Annotated in this window: 11 protein-coding genes; 6 read left to right on the top strand and 5 right to left on the bottom strand. The window is 58.9% G+C overall.

What is annotated here, in order from left to right; genetic code table 11:
* From JQ611_RS22705 to JQ611_RS22690, 4 genes are all read left to right on the top strand, one after another.
* Positions 1 to 1059 carry an acyltransferase gene (locus JQ611_RS22705; RefSeq protein WP_212392011.1) on the top strand — a complete coding sequence of 353 codons (1059 nt, stop codon included), beginning with the start codon at positions 1 to 3 and terminating at the stop codon, positions 1057 to 1059.
* A gap of 124 nt (positions 1060 to 1183) precedes the next feature.
* Positions 1184 to 2638 (top strand): lipopolysaccharide biosynthesis protein, encoded by a 1455-nt coding sequence (locus tag JQ611_RS22700; RefSeq protein ID WP_212267236.1) that lies wholly within the window; start codon positions 1184 to 1186, stop codon positions 2636 to 2638.
* 12 nt (positions 2639 to 2650) lie between these two features.
* On the top strand, positions 2651 to 3223 hold the full coding sequence (locus tag JQ611_RS22695) for a serine O-acetyltransferase (protein ID WP_249133378.1): 573 nt from the start codon (positions 2651 to 2653) through the stop codon (positions 3221 to 3223).
* Positions 3224 to 3388: 165 nt separating this feature from the next.
* Entirely contained in the window at positions 3389 to 4123 is a 735-nt protein-coding gene (locus JQ611_RS22690) for a methyltransferase domain-containing protein (protein WP_212267238.1), read from the top strand.
* 103 nt (positions 4124 to 4226) lie between these two features.
* Here JQ611_RS22690 and JQ611_RS22685 read toward each other — a convergent pair whose 3' ends face one another.
* Together JQ611_RS22685 and JQ611_RS22680 are read right to left on the bottom strand one after the other, a co-directional pair.
* Complete coding sequence (locus JQ611_RS22685) at positions 4227 to 8600, bottom strand: RHS repeat protein (RefSeq protein WP_212466654.1); 4374 nt, start codon at positions 8598 to 8600, stop codon at positions 4227 to 4229.
* Positions 8584 to 9009, bottom strand: a complete 426-nt coding sequence (locus JQ611_RS22680) for a hypothetical protein (protein ID WP_212466653.1) — start codon at positions 9007 to 9009, stop codon at positions 8584 to 8586. Before JQ611_RS22680 ends, JQ611_RS22685 begins: the two co-directional genes overlap by 17 nt.
* Before the next feature lie 210 nt (positions 9010 to 9219).
* Between JQ611_RS22680 and JQ611_RS22675 the strand changes: the two genes are divergently transcribed.
* Together JQ611_RS22675 and JQ611_RS22670 are read left to right on the top strand one after the other, a co-directional pair.
* Complete coding sequence (locus JQ611_RS22675; RefSeq protein WP_249133377.1) at positions 9220 to 10353, top strand: glycosyl hydrolase 53 family protein; 1134 nt, start codon at positions 9220 to 9222, stop codon at positions 10351 to 10353.
* A 192-nt stretch (positions 10354 to 10545) separates the two neighbouring features.
* Positions 10546 to 11751 carry a glycosyltransferase family 4 protein gene (locus JQ611_RS22670; protein ID WP_212466652.1) on the top strand — a complete coding sequence of 402 codons (1206 nt, stop codon included), beginning with the start codon at positions 10546 to 10548 and terminating at the stop codon, positions 11749 to 11751.
* Between the two features lie 28 nt (positions 11752 to 11779).
* Here the strand turns inward: JQ611_RS22670 and JQ611_RS22665 are convergent, their stop codons facing one another.
* From JQ611_RS22665 to JQ611_RS22655, 3 genes are all read right to left on the bottom strand, one after another.
* On the bottom strand, positions 11780 to 12982 hold the full coding sequence (locus JQ611_RS22665; RefSeq protein WP_312012117.1) for a hypothetical protein: 1203 nt from the start codon (positions 12980 to 12982) through the stop codon (positions 11780 to 11782).
* 304 nt (positions 12983 to 13286) lie between these two features.
* On the bottom strand, positions 13287 to 14498 hold the full coding sequence (locus JQ611_RS22660) for a glycosyltransferase family 4 protein (protein WP_212466650.1): 1212 nt from the start codon (positions 14496 to 14498) through the stop codon (positions 13287 to 13289).
* A 58-nt stretch (positions 14499 to 14556) separates the two neighbouring features.
* Complete coding sequence (locus tag JQ611_RS22655; RefSeq protein WP_212267251.1) at positions 14557 to 15753, bottom strand: glycosyltransferase family 4 protein; 1197 nt, start codon at positions 15751 to 15753, stop codon at positions 14557 to 14559.
* Positions 15754 to 15967 lie beyond the last annotated feature (214 nt).

Raw genomic sequence — 15967 nt, 5'->3', positions numbered from 1 at the left:
ATGAGCGCTCCAAAACAGGATTTTCTCCCGGCCATCCAGGGGCTGCGCGGCATCGCTGCGCTCAGTGTCCTGATCGTGCATCTTTACGACATGCCGCTGCTGGCGGGATTCATGGCGCCGATTTGGCCGTGGCTGGGATCGACCATCAATATGGGTGGACACGGTGTCGAGCTGTTTTTCATGATCAGCGGCTTCCTGATTCCGGCCAGCCTGGTACGCCACCGCAGCGTTGCCAAGTTCTTCTATGATCGCTGCCTTCGCATCCTTCCCGTCTTTGTCCTGCTCCATCTGACGCTATTCACGATCGGCCCGATCGTCGGCTACAAGTTCTTCAAGGGAATTGATGTTGGAACTTACGTCCAGTTGTTCCTCGTCAACCTTGCGTTCCTGCCCGACGCTCTGGGGCTTCCGATTGGCCAGCAGAATGCATGGACACTGAGCTATGAGTGGGCATTCTACATTCTGTTCGCCGCGACCTTTGTGGCCATCGTTCAGCAGAAAAACTGGATGCTGGCGCTGCCGCTGATCGCGTTGGCCGTCGCAGGCATATGGTTTCGGCCGATTGCCGCGTATTTCCTGGTTGGGCTGCTGTTCAGTGCCGTGGATCTGCCGATCCGGCTCGGAGGGTGGACCGGGTTGCTGGCCGGCGTGGTTTGCGGCGCCGCGATGTATGTCTCGATCGAATACCTGCACCCATTTATCGGTCTCGTGCCCGGTGTTCTGCTGTTCGGCATGGCCCTGACGCAAAACTCCGGTATAGCGACGGCGTTGAGTGCACCATCGCTGCAGTATCTCGGCAAGATCAGCTACAGCCTCTATCTGGTCCATCCCTTCGCCCTTTTTCCATTGCAGATGATCGGGGCGAAGCTTGCCGGACGCGGCGTGGATCTTTGGCTTCTTTCCGGGACCTTTGCGGTTCTGGGCTTCGTCCTGTCGATTGTCGCTGGAGCGATAAGTTACGAGCTTTGCGAGGTGCGTTTTCGGCGCTTTCTGGATGCCGCGTTTCGCCCCCGGCTGTTTCGGGCGCCCGATGGAGCAGGGCAGGGGCACCTCGCATGACGAAGTTGGCCTCAGGACGCGGTCTGGACACGTTACGATCAACCCGCCGGTTGGCGCTTTCGAATATTGCGCAGCCAGGTGTTGAGCGGATGCGGGGCTGGAAAAACAATATACGGATGACTTCATGATCCTGAAAAATCTGCTCTCGATGTCCGGCGTGAACATCGTGAAATCGGTCGTCCAGTTTCTGATGACGCTGCTGATGACCTATTTCGTCACCCCGGCCGAGTTCGGTCTGGTCGCCTTCTCGCTGCCGTTTGTCGCCTTCATAGCCCTTCTCACCGATCTTGGTCTGTCGAGCGCCATGATACAGCGAGGCTCGCTCTCGCGTGAGGAGACCGGAGCGGCCGTGACCATGATGCTGGCGATCGGCATCGGCTGTGCCGTGGTGCTGGCGGTTGTAGCGGGACCGCTGGCCGGGGCCGTGAAGATGGATGGCCTGTCGGGCGTGCTGACGGCGCTGTCCGTCTCCGTCGTCCTTTCCATAGCGGCGCTCGGACCGCGTGCGGTACTCGAGCGCGCGTTGCGCTACCAGACCGTGGCGAAGGTGGAGGCGGGCGCGTCAATCACCGCCGCGTCCGTGGGCGTCGTCGGAGCCGTTCTGGGCTGGGGGATCTGGGCGCTGATTTCATATTACGTCCTGATGCAGATCATTCGCGCGATCGCTTTCTACGCGGTTACGCGGCATCAGATCAGGCTCAACTTCCGATGGCGTGGTGTTGGTTCGATGCTCTCCTTCGGGAGCTGGATACTGGCCTCGAACATTCTCAATTTCGCCGCGCGCAACATCGGCAATCTGCTGATCGGTGCGAAGCTGGGCGCGGCCGCGGTAGGGCTCTTTGGCCTCGCCTTTCAGTTCATGATCTTTCCGCTGATGATCCTTTCGTGGCCAGGCGGCGGTGTCTTGATGGCGACGCTGAGCCGCATGTCCGGAAACGGGCGGCACGCGGAGCAGAACGCGGCGATCTGCGCGATGCTGAGTGTCACGGCGATGATTACCTTCCCCGCGATGATCTATCTGACGTTTGGACTCTACTACCCGGTGACGACATTCCTTTCGCCGCATTGGCAGGACGTATTGCCGCTGGTTAGCGCGCTTGCGCCGGCGGGGGCCGCGCAATCCATTGCTGCCTATGCCGGTCCGATTCTGCTCGCGCGCGGGAAAGCCCGTCTGCAGTTCTGGATCAGCAGCGCCAACAGCATCGCCATGATCCTGTCTTTCGTGGTGGCGCTGCCGTTCGGTCTCAAGGCCGTTGCTATCGTGTATCTTGTCACCGCGATTATCGTGTGCACCTTTATGCTGGTGGTTGGCAGCCGAAATACCGGGTTGCCTTTCATGTCGATCGTCAAATCCCTGCTTCCAGCGACCATCGCGACCCTGGCCGGGACCGTCGTGGCTCTCGCGGCGACGTCGGCCGATGTGACAAGCATGAAGCATTGGCTGCTTGCAACCAGTCTATATCTGGTGGTCGTGCTGTCCTGTTACGTCGCATTCAGGCATCAGATTCGCGGCAGCGTGCGCTCGTTGCTCGGCCGATCAATTGAAGCGCAACCGTTAGACGTTCCCTCGGCGACGTGAGAGATCCTTGATATGAACGCGCATGTCGAACCAGATAAAATGGTGAGGCGCGAGCCTCCCGAGGCTGCGTGGCGGGCGGATTTGCTGGCGAACACCGGGAACTCCGGCGTCGTTGCTGCCGCGGTTGCCTTGATCACCGATCCCGGCTTTACGGTGATTGCCTGGTGGCGCGCTGCCAAGTGGCTGCGCTTCAACACACGTTGGGGGCACGGCATTACCTGGCTGATCGTGCGCTCACTGGCGCGGCGCGGCTGCTTTATCTCGGTGCTCGCGGAAATCGGCCCGGGACTCAAACTTCCACACCCGACCGGGCTTGTGATAGGGGAGGGCTCGCATGTCGGGAGTGGGGTTACGCTCTATCATAACGTGACACTGGGTCGACATGCCTGGAACGAACCGGGCTGTCCGCGCGTTGGAGACGGTGTCGTCATCTACGCCGGCGCTGTCATCATTGGGCCCATCAAGATTGGTGAAGGTGCAACGGTAGCAGCAAACTCGGTGGTCAATCGGGATGTATTGCCGAAAGCGGTGGTCGCGGGGATTCCAGCCAAGTCGATGCGTTCCGCATCGTCGTCTTCAAGGTGATGCGGCGGCTAACAGCAAGGATACGCCGTCGCTCCGGCCAATGAGATCACTTTCGTTTTCGTCGAAGATCGTCAGGCCCGTCCTGGCGTGACAGCCTGGTTTAAATCGCAGTTCTGAGCGTTGATCGGCGATCGTTCACTGGAACCAGTCGACGAGGGGATCAGCATGTCGTCAATCATGACCGACTTTACGGGCATTTTTCCATATCTTGCAGGTACGAAGTTCAACGAGAACATGGCCGTGACTTACGGCGGCAAGACGGGTGTCAGGTACCGAAGTGACGTGTTGATCGACATGTGCCGCGGCAAGCGGGTTCTTCATGTCGGATGCTGCGATCACGTTCCTCTCATCAAGAAGAAGATCGATCACCGGGATTGGCTCCATGGTCTGATCACGGAGTGCTCCGAGTATACGGTCGGTGTCGATATCGATGCGGACGCGGTGCGGGAGGCGAGCCGAATTTCCGGACTGGACAACATGGTGTCCGGCGATGTGACGTCCGGCCAGAAGATTGACCAGATCTCCGGCCGGAAGTTCGATATTGCCCTGTTCGGTGAAGTGGTCGAGCACATCCCGAATCCGGTGTCCTTTCTCGGGCGATTTAGGGAGAACTATGGTGACGCCGTCGAGAAAATCGTGATTACCGTGCCGAATGCTTTCAGGGGCGGAAACATCAAGGGAATCCTGAACAACACCGAAACGATCAATTCCGACCATCGCTTCTTCTTTACGCCTTACACGATCGCAAAGGTTGCCCTGGATGCCGGATTTTCTCCGGAGGAAATCCAGATGGCGACGTTCAAGCGGGCCGGCATGATGAAGACGATGTTGCTGCGGCGTTTGCCTCTACTGGCCGAGGACATCATCTTCACCGGCTCGGTGGCGCCCGGCCGGGCGTGACCCGGTCCGGCTTCTAGCGATGCAGACTTGTCCCGTCGACCGGGATCCGCCGCGATCCCTGCCTTGAGAAAGCCGATGCGCTCACGGGAGAGCGCATCGCCCCTCAGACGAACAGGAAGTTGCTGTGATCGAGGTTGGTTGCGTAAACATTCTTCAGTGTGATCGAATCCGTGGCTGACAGGTGGATCAGCGTGTCGGCTCCCGATTGCGTAAACTGAAGGTGACTGTAGTCGGCCACCAGCGACGCTGCGATCTTGATCATGTCATGATTGGCCGCGGCGCCGGCCTGGAAGCTGTTGATCTGGTCATTGCCATGGTCGAAGACGATCGTCGTCGATCCCGGGGCGGCTGAAAACAGGTCGTTTCCGTTTCCACCCTGAATCGACTGACCGGTGCTGACGGCCGTGACGGTGTGGGTGCCGTTGTTGTTTTGAACGTCGATCTGCAGGAGAGTACCGCCCGCGGTGTAGCTTTCGTGCTGGGTCGCGCCCGGGTTGCCGCTGACAACGTATTTGTAGACGTCCTTGGTACCGTCGGCGTTGTTGACGATCTCCTGGGTTTTGGATCCGGTGCTGTCGTACAGATCGGTCACCTTGCTGCCGTCGGAGTTGATGACCTGCTTGTAATCCAGCGAGCCGTCGGCATGCAGGCGGGTGTCAGAGGTGATCTTGCCCGCGGCGTCGACATGCTGGATCTGGGTCGTGTAGGTCTGGCCGGTGATGTTGTAGTAATAGTTGTCATCGCTGCCGTCGGCGTTGCTGACATACATCTTCATCTTGACGCCGGACGAGTACAGCGTGTTCGAGGACGAGCCATCCGTGTTCTGAACGTAGTCGCTGGTCAGGTTTCCGGCCGAGTCGAACAGCTTGCTTTCCTTGAAACCGTCCGCGTTGGCGACGTAGATCGAGGCGATGACGCCGCCCGAATAATTCGTGGTGGTGACGTCACCCCCGGCCGTCTTGACGACGTCCTGAACCAGCGCGCCCGATGAGGCATTGTAGCTGTCCGTCACGGTGGACCCATCCGTGTGGTGTGTGATCTCGGTGAGCTTGTGCCCGGTGCTGTCGTAGAGGTCCGTCACCTTGGTGCCGTCGCCGCTGATGACCTGGCGATATTCGAGCGTGCCATCGGCGTGCCAGCGGGTGTCCGCCGTCATCTTGCCGGCGGCATCGTAGTGCTGGGCCCGGGTGGTATAGGCCTGGCCGGTGATGTTGTAGTAGGTATTGTCGTTGCTGCCGTCGGCGTTGGTGACATACATCTTGGTCTTGATGCCCGCGGAGAACAGCGTGTTCGAAGACGAGCCATCGTTGTTCTGGACCAGGTCGCTGGCGAGCCGGCCGGCGCTGTCGTAGATCTTCGTTTCCTTCGAGCCGTTGGCATTGACGATATAGACCGAGGACAGCTCCGACCCGTTATAGTTTGAGGTCGTTACGTTGCCGGCCGCGGTCTTCACGACCTCCTGGATCAGGTTGCCCGACGTATCGTACTTCTCGGTCCTGGTGGCGGCCGAATTCCAGCGGACCACGGTGGTTTTGTGACCGGTCGCGTCATACAGCGCTGTCACCTTGCTGCTGGCGTCGCTGCTGACGTCCTGGTGGTAGTCGAGCGAGCCGTCGGCATGCCAACGGGTTTCCGCGGTCATGACGCCCTTCGAATCGTAGTGCTGGCTCCGGGTGGTATAGCTCTGGCCGGTGATATTGTAGTAGGTGTTGTCATCGCTGCCGTCGGCGTTGCTGACATACATCTTGGTCTTGACGCCGGCCGAAAACAGCGTGTTCGAGGACGAGCCGTCCTTGTTCTGCACCAGATCGCTGGAGAGGCGACCCGCGCTGTCGTAAATCTTCGTTTCCTTCGAGCCGTTGGCATTGACGATATAGACCGAAGACAGCACCGACCCGTTATAGTTGGAGGTCGTTACGTTGCCGGTAGCGGTCTGCACGATCTCCTGGACCAGATTGCCGGATGAATCGTACTTGTCGATCGTGGTGGCGGTCGAATTCCAGCTCGTCACGGTAGCCTTATGGCCGGCCGCGTCATACAGCGTCGTCACCTTGCTGCTGCCGTCGCTGCTGATCACCTTGGTGTAGGCGAGCGTTCCGTCGGCGTGCCAGCGGGTATCCGCGGTCAATACACCTTTCGAGTCATAGTGCTGTTTCTGGGTCGTATAGGACTGGCCAGTGATGTTGTAGTAGGTGTTGTCATGGCTGCCGTCGGCGTTGGTGACGTACATCTTGGTCTTGACGTTGGCCGAATACAGCGTGTTCGAGGACGAGCCGTCGGTTTTCTGAATCAGATCGCTGGCGAGGCGGCCGGCGCTGTCGTAGATCTTGGCTTCTTTCGTGCCATTGGAGCTGGCGATATAGACCGAAGACAGCACGGACCCCTTGTAGTTGGATGTCGTCACATCGCCGGTGACCGTGTGCACGATTTCCTGCACCAGGTTGCCGGACAAGTCGTATTTGCTGGTCGTGGTCGCAGCGGAAGTCCAGGCGATGACCGTGGTCTTGTGGCCTGTCGCGTCATACAGCGTTGTCAATTTGCTGCTGCCGTCGCTCGTGATCACCTGGGTGTAGGCGAGCGAACCGTCGGCATGCCAGCGGCTATCCGAGGTCAATTGTCCGGTCGGGCTGTAGTGCTGCGTCTGGGTGGTGTAGTTCTGGCCGGTGATATTGTAATAGCTGTTGTCATGGCTGTGGTCGGCGTTGGTGACGTACATCTTGGTCTTGACGCCGGCCGAGTACAGCGTGTTCGAGGATGAGCCATCCGTGTGCTGCACCAGGTCGGCGGTGAGCTTGCCGTTGACCGGATCGAACGACTTGGTTTCCCTGGAACCGCTCGCCGCATCGACGGTGACCTGCTGCGTGGCCACGCCCGCGGTATAGAGGGTGCTATCGGTTGATCCGTCCGCAAATACCGTCGATTTGCTGGTAATGAACCCGCCGAGGAAGTTGGAAGTGGTGGTCGATTGCAGGTTTGCGGAGGAATCGAAGACCTTGGTTACGCTCCAGGCGCTGGTGGAGGTCGTAACCGAAAACGAATAGCCGCCCTGGATGGCTGAAAGCGCATTGCCATAATGCGAGATCATGTACTTCATCGTCGATTCGGAGGCGACCGGAAGCACGTGGGTATCGGTCAAGGTAATCGTCTGGAGCGATTCGTTGGTGTTCAAGTCCGACAATTGCAGCGCGATTTCCGCGGCCGTCCCGCTGACATCGGTCGGCAGCGGCTCTTCGGGCGCAGGCGACAGCGGCGCGTCGATCTCGATGATCAAGGGATGATCGCTGAGCGGGACGGTGATCTGGCTGACGTCGGTATAGGTCGCGATCGGGGTTGTGCCGCTCAACGGATCGTAGACGCTGACCGTATGGTGCACGCCTCCGAGATTGACGGTGACAGGTTGAGAAGGGTTGGAGATTTCGGTGTCGGTGGCGTCGTTCCAGACTTTCGGCTCGGCCCAGATCACGAGTTCGTAGGCGCCGTTGCTCTTGCCGAGGACCATGCTGTTGCCCGTATCGGGCATGTTGCTGAGTGAGTAACCCAGCTGCGCGGTCGGTTGGTGGCCACCGGTGCCGTCGTCGCTCAGGATGGTCGTGAGATTGTGAACGGCGGTGGCGGCCAGCTTCGGCGCCCCATCGCTGTTGAACAAGCCGAAATGCATCTCCGGATCGTTGCTGACGCCGCTCGCACCGGCGTCAAGCAGCTGGTAGAGATATGTCGTACCAACTCCGCCCTTGAAGGCATCGACCAGGGTGTTGAGGATCGACTTGGCCTGCACGTTTTCGCTGGCGCCGATGTAGGGGGTGTCGCTCTGGGTCGTATAGCCGGTCTCGGTGATGACGGCCGGGTTGCCTGACGATACGGACTTGGCGTTGGCCAGCATCAACGCCAGAGTGGCCTGCGGCGTCGTGCTCGTGCTGACATAGGCGTGCGAGTTCGCATAGTCGGAAGCGCCCGACAAGTCGCCCAGCTTGGCGTAGTCGGTCGTGTCATTGTAGCCCAGCGAGAGATTGTAGACGGCGATGTTGGCCAGGGCGGCGTTGCCGTTCACGGCGGAAAAATAGGCCGCCTGGAACTGGGCCGCGGCTTCGATGGTGGAACTGCCGTTGTAGCTGAATGCCTGAAGGTTGGCTTCGTTCAGGCCCTCCAGCGCAATAACGCTTCCCGCATGAGCTGTGCTGAACTGTTCCACCGTGGCCAGGTACTGCTGCAGCGCGGCGCTGCCGCCGGCGGGTACGCCGGACGGAACAACCAGATCGAACTTATAGCCGTCCGCAGCCAGGCCATTCAGGACAGGTTGCGCCTCCGGAATGTTGGTAAGCCCGTCGCGCAGTTTTGTGACACCGAGATACTCGAGGCTGTCCTGCAGCAAAGCGAGATTGTCGTACGAGCCCCAGGAGTACCCCACATGCGTGTTCACGCCGATGGAACCAACGAAGGAACTTGCGGAGAGGATGGTCTGGTCAGCGGATGTGGTCATCTATTGCCCGGCTGTTGGAAGGGGAGAGTTGTGCGAGATTTAGCTGCCAGTTTTCTCTTTTGAGTATTTGATTTGGATAAAAGTCGAAGCAACAAGGGGATTTTTCATTGCTAAGGATTTCCCGGCGTTTTGTTTGCGCGACGTCTGGAATGGGAACCAGAATCGGCAAGCTTCGATGATGACCGCTTGGTCTGTTCTCATGATGACGGACTGAAGGCGGCGGCTGCCTTGCGTTGCCTACTTGGAATGCTCGGCTGCTTGCCAAGCAGGCAATCATGCACTTCGGGAACGGTACAGATCGAAATAATACGGGTTTATCTGGAGCGGTTAATCGGAGGTTGGTGTAACGCCCTGCATTCGGCAGATATTGAAAGCTGGAGCGGATGCCCTGATGGCGCTGAATGGGCATAGTTTGGGCGCGTTACGACCAAACGATCAGATTAAATCAGCTATTAAATGCCGGCCGCATCTGCATTCGGTTCCCGGGCTGGACCCGACTTTTGCGGCGCGCTAAAGCAAAAAGCCTTACCGCGGCAAATCGCAGCAACGGCATGTGTAGGTCGGGTTTCGCATGCTCCTTGCTTTGTTTCGAAAAGCCAAGGCGTCACAGAAGGTGATCATGATGAGCGTTGTAAGGGCAACTGGGATTGAGCGGACGGCCGCATCGACCATCGCGTGGAAATTGGGCCTTTCGCTCCTTGTCCTGGTTGCGGCCACGATCAATTCGTTTCGCGCGGACGCCCTGGAGTGGGGCACCAACGGGCCATCCGCCATCAGGGCGAATTTGGGGCCCGCCTTTAAGGTCATGAAAGAGCGTGGCCTGACGCAATTCAGGATAGGTGTGAATCTGACCAAGGACACCGAACCGACCGAAGCCCCGATGTTGAGGCGGGCGATCGCACAGGGCAAGGCTCACGGGATAACGCTGCATCCCGTGTTCGGCTTCGCCTTCCGGTGGGGAGATCGCACGGATGCGGGCAACTATCCGAAGGGCGACCGTGACGCGCTGTATCGCCAGGGCTTCAACCGGACCTACGATTTCGTCAACCAGTTCAAGCACGATATCAAGGACTGGGAACTGGAGAACGAGTTGAACCTCCTCGCGCTCGGTCCGGATGGCAAGAGATTGTTCGGGAGCGGCGGCACGGCGGAAGAGTTCGAAAAGCCCATCATGGAAGATTGGGCGGCCGTCTTGCGCGGGGCTTCAGACGCGATCGACAAGATCAACAAGGAAAACGGACTTCATTTGCGCAAGGTCCTGAATACGACATCGACGATGTTCGGCTTCCTGGACTTCATGGCCGCGCGCGGGGTCGGGTTTGACGTGATTTCCTACCACTATTACGAAGTGCTGGGAGAGAATCCGAACAGAGCCTGGAATGGCCGCAATCCGCGCTTCAACCTGTTCAAGAAACTGGCCACCTATCAGAGGCCGGTCATATTCAATGAGATCAATTGCGGCGAGATCTACAAACCGGACTATGGCAACAAGCCCGGCGACCATATGACGGAGCGTTGCCTGAAGAGCCTGAACGACACGCTCACCGCGCTGAGGGACCAAAAGGATATCGTCGTCGAGAGCATCAGCATCTATGAGCTGCTCGATGAACCCGCAAAAGCCCCGCCTGAAAACCGGTTCGGCCTGATGTACGATCTCAAGACGCCGAAGATCGCGATGTACCTTGTTTCCCGGTTTGCGGGGGTTGCTCTCTCGCCGGAAGAGGCCGCCGAACTGGAAAAAAGAGGGCTTTGAGGGGGAGGCCGGCCGGCGTATACCGCCAATCCCGGGCCTTTGCTTCGCGAGGCATTTAATTTGCTATGCGTTCGGCCCGCATCTTGCACGCATAAAATGCAGGCGTACGAGGGAGATCCGTCATCGATCGGAACTGATTTCCAAGCTAAACCCCGCCTTATGTTTCACGAGATCGAGTAGAGAGATAAATCGATGACCGAGGTCGCTTCCGGCAGCGCCAATGTCCTGTTTCTGGTTGAAGTGGTGAATTGCAACGACGGCATTGCTTCGTATTGCGAGACGCTTGCGACCGGCCTGCAAGGTCGTGGCGTGCAGATCTATCTGGTTTCCGGCGAAGTTCGCTCGGACGAGAAGTCCGAATACAAGCGCAAGAAACTGACCGCGGCCGTCAGGGAGTGGCATGAAATTCCCGGACTGGGAAAACTGCCGTCGCCGGCGATATTCGTTCGGCTGCTGAAGCTGATCCGGGAACGCAAGATTACGGTCATCAACGTCCATGGTCTCGGCATGCTGTTGTGGGGCAGGTTGTTGTCTCTCCTGACGGGAGCCCGTTGCGTTGCGACCTATCACCCGTCCGTTCTGGGCAATATCGAAAATGCCCAGAACGCGCCGAAGTCAAAGTTCAGCCTGAAGCAGATCCTGTTCTTCAACGCCTTCTTTCCCCACAAGCTGATCCTGATGTCCGAAGAATCGCGCGAGCACCTGAGCCGATATCTTTTGCTTCGGAAGGATGGAATTGCAAAAGTCTATGGCGGCGTTGACACCGATCATTTTTGTCCGCCTTCGGCAGCTGACCGGCAGCAAGCGCGGAAAAGATTCGGTCTGGCAGAAAGCGACTTCATGTGTCTGCTCGCGGCCCGTCTCGCATGGGTCAAGGGACACGACCTGCTCATCAAGGCGGCGCGAAAGCTACGCGACCGCGGCGATCCCCCGTCGCTCGATTTGAAGTGCTTCTTTGTCGGGAGCGGCGGCGCCGACCGCGAAAAGGAGATCAAATCGTTCGCCTATGCGGGCGATGAAAAGGATAATCAGACGTTTAAATTTCTGGGTTTCATGGGCGACGTCCGCGAGGCGCTATGGGCCGCCGACGTGTTTGTGCTTCCCAGCCGCTTCGAGGGGTTTCCATTGGGCGTTGCCGAAGCGATGGCGACAGGACTGGTTCCGGTCCGGACGCCGGCCGGCGGCGCCTCGGATCAGATCATTAACGGACAAACCGGCTTTGTCGTTCCGTTCGAGGACGTGGATGCCCTGGCCCAGGCGATCGAAAAGCTGGCTGATCCCGCCCGGCGGCAGGCAATGGCACGAAACTGCATCGCACGAGCCCAGCAGCATTTCGGTGTCGGTCCGATGGTCGATCAAACGCTGCAGATCTACGGATTGGCTCCGGCGCAGTCGTAACCATTCGGGAGGCCGGGAAGATCACGCTCTAACGTGGTGGATCAATCTCTGTCCGGGCGCCCTGGTCCGCTCGTCTGGCCGACAGAAACTCGCCCTGCCAGGCGACAAGCGCGACGGCCACGGCCGCGACGACAATTTTGCCGGCCAGCCAGAGCATGGGTTCGGAGGGAGCTGCCGCGAATGCTCCAATCAGGACGGCTGCAACAAGCGATGCGCCCAGCAGGAGCCATCTCGGGACCACTCCGAAACGAATGATCGGGCCACTGCCGCACAATATGACGATTGCCGTTGCAACGGAGGCGCTCGCGACCTGAGCGGCTATGGACAGGCCCAGCAGGGCTGCAATCATCGATACAACCGACACCAGCGCCAGCTGGCAGGCAGCGACCACCACAAGCCTGGTTGCGGATTTTCTCAAGTGCGGGATCACCGCAAGCGTGGCCTGGAGATGGGTATGAAGAAAGTAAAACACGGCGGCTGCCGGCGCCACCGCCATGAAGCTCGTCAGGAGATCGGCCGGAACGAAAAGCCGGCTCGCATCCGGCAGAAAGCCGATCAGGCCGCCCAACATGACCGTTGTCGCGCATAGAATGAAGTCAAGCAACCGGGACGTCGCCCGCCGCGCCTGCTCGTCGGTGCCGCGCTCGAACTGGATCACCACGTCAGGATAACTCACCGTGTGTATCGCGGCCACGAGAACCGAGAATGGCCGCTGCAGCAAATCGATCGCCATCAAAAAGGCGGCGGTCGCTGTGGAGGCTGCTGCTCCCAAACTGCTGACAACGATGAAGCGGATCATCACCGGAACCGAAAGATGGATCACCGATGCTCCGGCGGCCAGCATTCCGTAGCGGGAGAAATCCATCCAGTCTGTCAACATGATACGATAGGGTACCCATCGCAGCGGCGTGCGATGCGCAAACAGGCCGGCAACCAGGCATGTCGTATGGCCGCATACGATGCCAAGGAGAGTGGCTTCGGCCGTACCATAGATGCTCGCGCCGGCAACCGCACCAACAAGCAGGAGGCTGGCTCGCAGGATCAGGAGGAAGGCCGCCGTACCAAGCCGATCCGATACGCGGATCGCCATGAAATACATGTCGGTGAGTCCCTGCAGAACCGCGATCGCCAGCCCAAGCGCGACGACGCGGGGTGCGAGAGTGCCGATCAGCGAGGCGGCACTGCCGACTGAAACCAGCACCACGGTGCTCAATAATCCCGCGGCGAACAACGAGGACCGCAATCTCGCGGCGTCTTCGCCCTCCGCCGCCGCGAGAAAACGAACGCCGGCAAGTTGCAGCCATTCGAACATGAATACGCACAGCAGCTGGCTTGACGCCAAAGCGAGCGAAAACGAAGTATAGCTGGCGGGCGGCAGGAGATGGCTGATGGCGAAAATGAGCGCGATGGCGGCCGCACTCTGGAAAACATAGCCGCCGAACGCGAGGAGCCGAATCATTTCAGACCGAAGTGAGTTGGCGGCCGGCCCGGGTATCGGGCCGGGGCGTAGCTCTCAGCCGCTATGGCCGGGACCATCATGATCTGGCCATTCCCCGGGATTGCCTGACGTGCTCGAACGCGTCGCGATATCTGGCAACGACGTCGACGAAGGTCCATTTGTTGAGTCCAGCTCTTAACCGTTGGCTGATATCGGAAATCTGCCGGGGGGACTCAATGATCTGCAACAGGCTCTTGGTCAGAGACCCGGGGTCAGGCGCCGTCAGCCATCCCGTAACATCCTGTTCGATCACTTCCTGTATTCCCCCGAAGCGGGTCCCGAGCAGCGGTTTTCCGGCCGCCTGCGCGTCGGCCACCACCAGCGGGCTTGGGTCTTCCCAAACTGACGGAACCACCACGACATCGACCTGTTCATAGAATTCCCTGGGTGCGACAAAGCCCAGGAAATCAATTCGGGCGTTGGGCGCCAGCGATTTGATATGCGCTCGCTGGCTTTCCGTTGCATGGCCGGCGACGACAAGCCGCATCAGGTGAGATGGAATTGCCGCAACCGCCTGGACGAGGTTGTAGATGCCCTTCTCCTGCGTCAACCTTCCGATAAATCCAAAGGTAACCACTCCGTCGGGACTTTCCGTGGCCTTGTCACCGACATCGGCAGTCGAAGCATTGCGAATGACGGTGCGCAATGGCGTATCGGCAAACAGCCCGAACTGGGTATGGATATCAAGGATACGTTGGCTCACGCCCACGACTGCGTCGAGATGCTTTGTCGTGCTGCGTCGGTTGACCGTCAAAATCTTGCAACTGACGCAGGTGTGAGCACACGCGCTTCCGTTCGAAAAGCGAGAGCACCGCGGGCAGGTCAGGTAATAGTCGTGAAGGGTATGAAGAACCGGAACGCGCAGGTCCGAAGCAGTTTGCCATACCCCTGTCGTCAATCCCGAGAGATTGTTGGAGTGCAGGATATCGGGCTTGAAGGCCCGTATACGTTCGGCAACCAGTTGCGAGGTCTGCTGCCAGTCTTCCACCGCATGCCAGACCGCCCGGATCGGCGCGCTATGAGGTTTGCTGAACGGGAAATACACATTCTTTACCGGCGCCGAATAAACGTCGATGCCGTTGCACGTTTCCATCGTTTGGTTGGGAGCGGACGCGGCGCGGATCACTTCCACGCTGTCACCCTTGTCCACCAGGCTTTCGGCAAGTCGACGCACGAATATTTCCGCGCCGCCCACGACTTTTGGAGCTCGCGGCGTTGAATAGATGGATGACGTAATAAGAACTCTCATTGAAGGAGTCTCGTCCCCAAGAACAATAAAAAAAATGGATGCTTGAAACTATTCCCGGTCAGGGAGCTTTCGAATTGCCGGCCGAATAAACCTCCATGTATTGCCGCGTGACCGACTCCGGCGAAAATTTATCTGCAAAGTCCGATTGTAGCGGCTGCGTCATTTTCCATCTCGTTGTGTCGTTGACCGCCTTCACCATGAGTTCGGCCAACTGACGAAAATTGTTCGGCTCGTAGGAGCCCACCATATTTGAAAATCCCGAAATCTCCGGAATCCCTCCTGCCGTCGAGCAAATGGTTGCGCGGCCGGCATTGATGCTTTCGATCAGCGTCCGCGGCAGCGGTTCCGGCCAGACCGAGCTGACGAGGCAGACGTCGATGCTGGCGTAGAAATTCGCCGCTTTCGTAAAGCCAAGCCATTCGATGCGATCGTTCTTCTGCCCGGCCTTCAGGCCGCCTACGTACTGCTCGAGCCCCTTTCCGGCAATCTTCAGCCTCCAACCTGCGTCAGGCAGCAGTTCGGCCGCCTTCAGTACGACCTCGATACCCTTTTCGGCTTCGATCCGCCCAATGAAGCCGAACACCAGATCGCCGGTGGCGGGCGGTGAAACCGGAGCCGCCTCGCTGACGTCGGCAATATTGAAGATGACCTTGCCCGGGATGTTGGCGAAATAGCCAAGTTTCTGGTGCTGATCCAGCACAAACTGGCTGTTCGAAACGACGGCGTCGACCATACGCGAAGCAATCAGGGAAGGGGCGGTCATGGTCGCGCAGGCCGGGCACCGGCGGGCACATGTCTGTCCGTTGCGGAACAGGGTCGACCTTTTGCAGATCAGGGAATAGTCGCGCAGCGTGTGGACGACCCGCAGCTTGCGGCGCCTGGCTTCCGACCATAACGATACCGAAAATCCCGTGAGATTGTTGGTGTGCAAAACGTCGGGCGCCTCAGCATCGAGAACCGCGCCGAAGCGTTTGGCCGCCTCGCGATTCCAGGTGTCACGCAAATGCCATTTAAGTCGTCGCAGCCGCGACGGCTTTCGATCCTGGTCGAACGGCCAATAGTCGTTGTCGATCTGCAACCTGTATACGCGAACACCCCTGATCTCGCTGATCGAGGTTTCCGCCGCCTTGTGAAGGCAAATCACGGAAACCTGGTGACCCCTGAGGGCCAGTGCTTCCGCCAGCAGAGAAACGGAAACTTCAGCGCCTCCCATGATTTCCGGAGGGTAAAGGCTGTTTACGAGAAGTATCTTCAACTATCGCCTCATCGGTGTCGATCGATTGCCGCCGGTGCCTTGTTGCGAAGCAGGTCCTGAACGATCGACTCGTTCGACCTTACCTTCCACCAAGCGGTGCTGCCAGCCGAAACGCGCGGCACTGCGCGCAACAACGTGTGCAGTATTAAATGTCCCCTTGCTGAAGGACGTCAGGAAATTAAATCCCTGTTAACGGGCGCCGGCGGGAGGGTTG

This window comes from Bradyrhizobium sp. AUGA SZCCT0182 (assembly GCF_018130185.1).
In the GTDB taxonomy this organism is placed as follows: domain Bacteria; phylum Pseudomonadota; class Alphaproteobacteria; order Rhizobiales; family Xanthobacteraceae; genus Bradyrhizobium.
The sequence above is the reverse complement of the archived record's forward strand: the minus strand, read 5'-3'. Positions and strand labels throughout refer to the sequence as shown.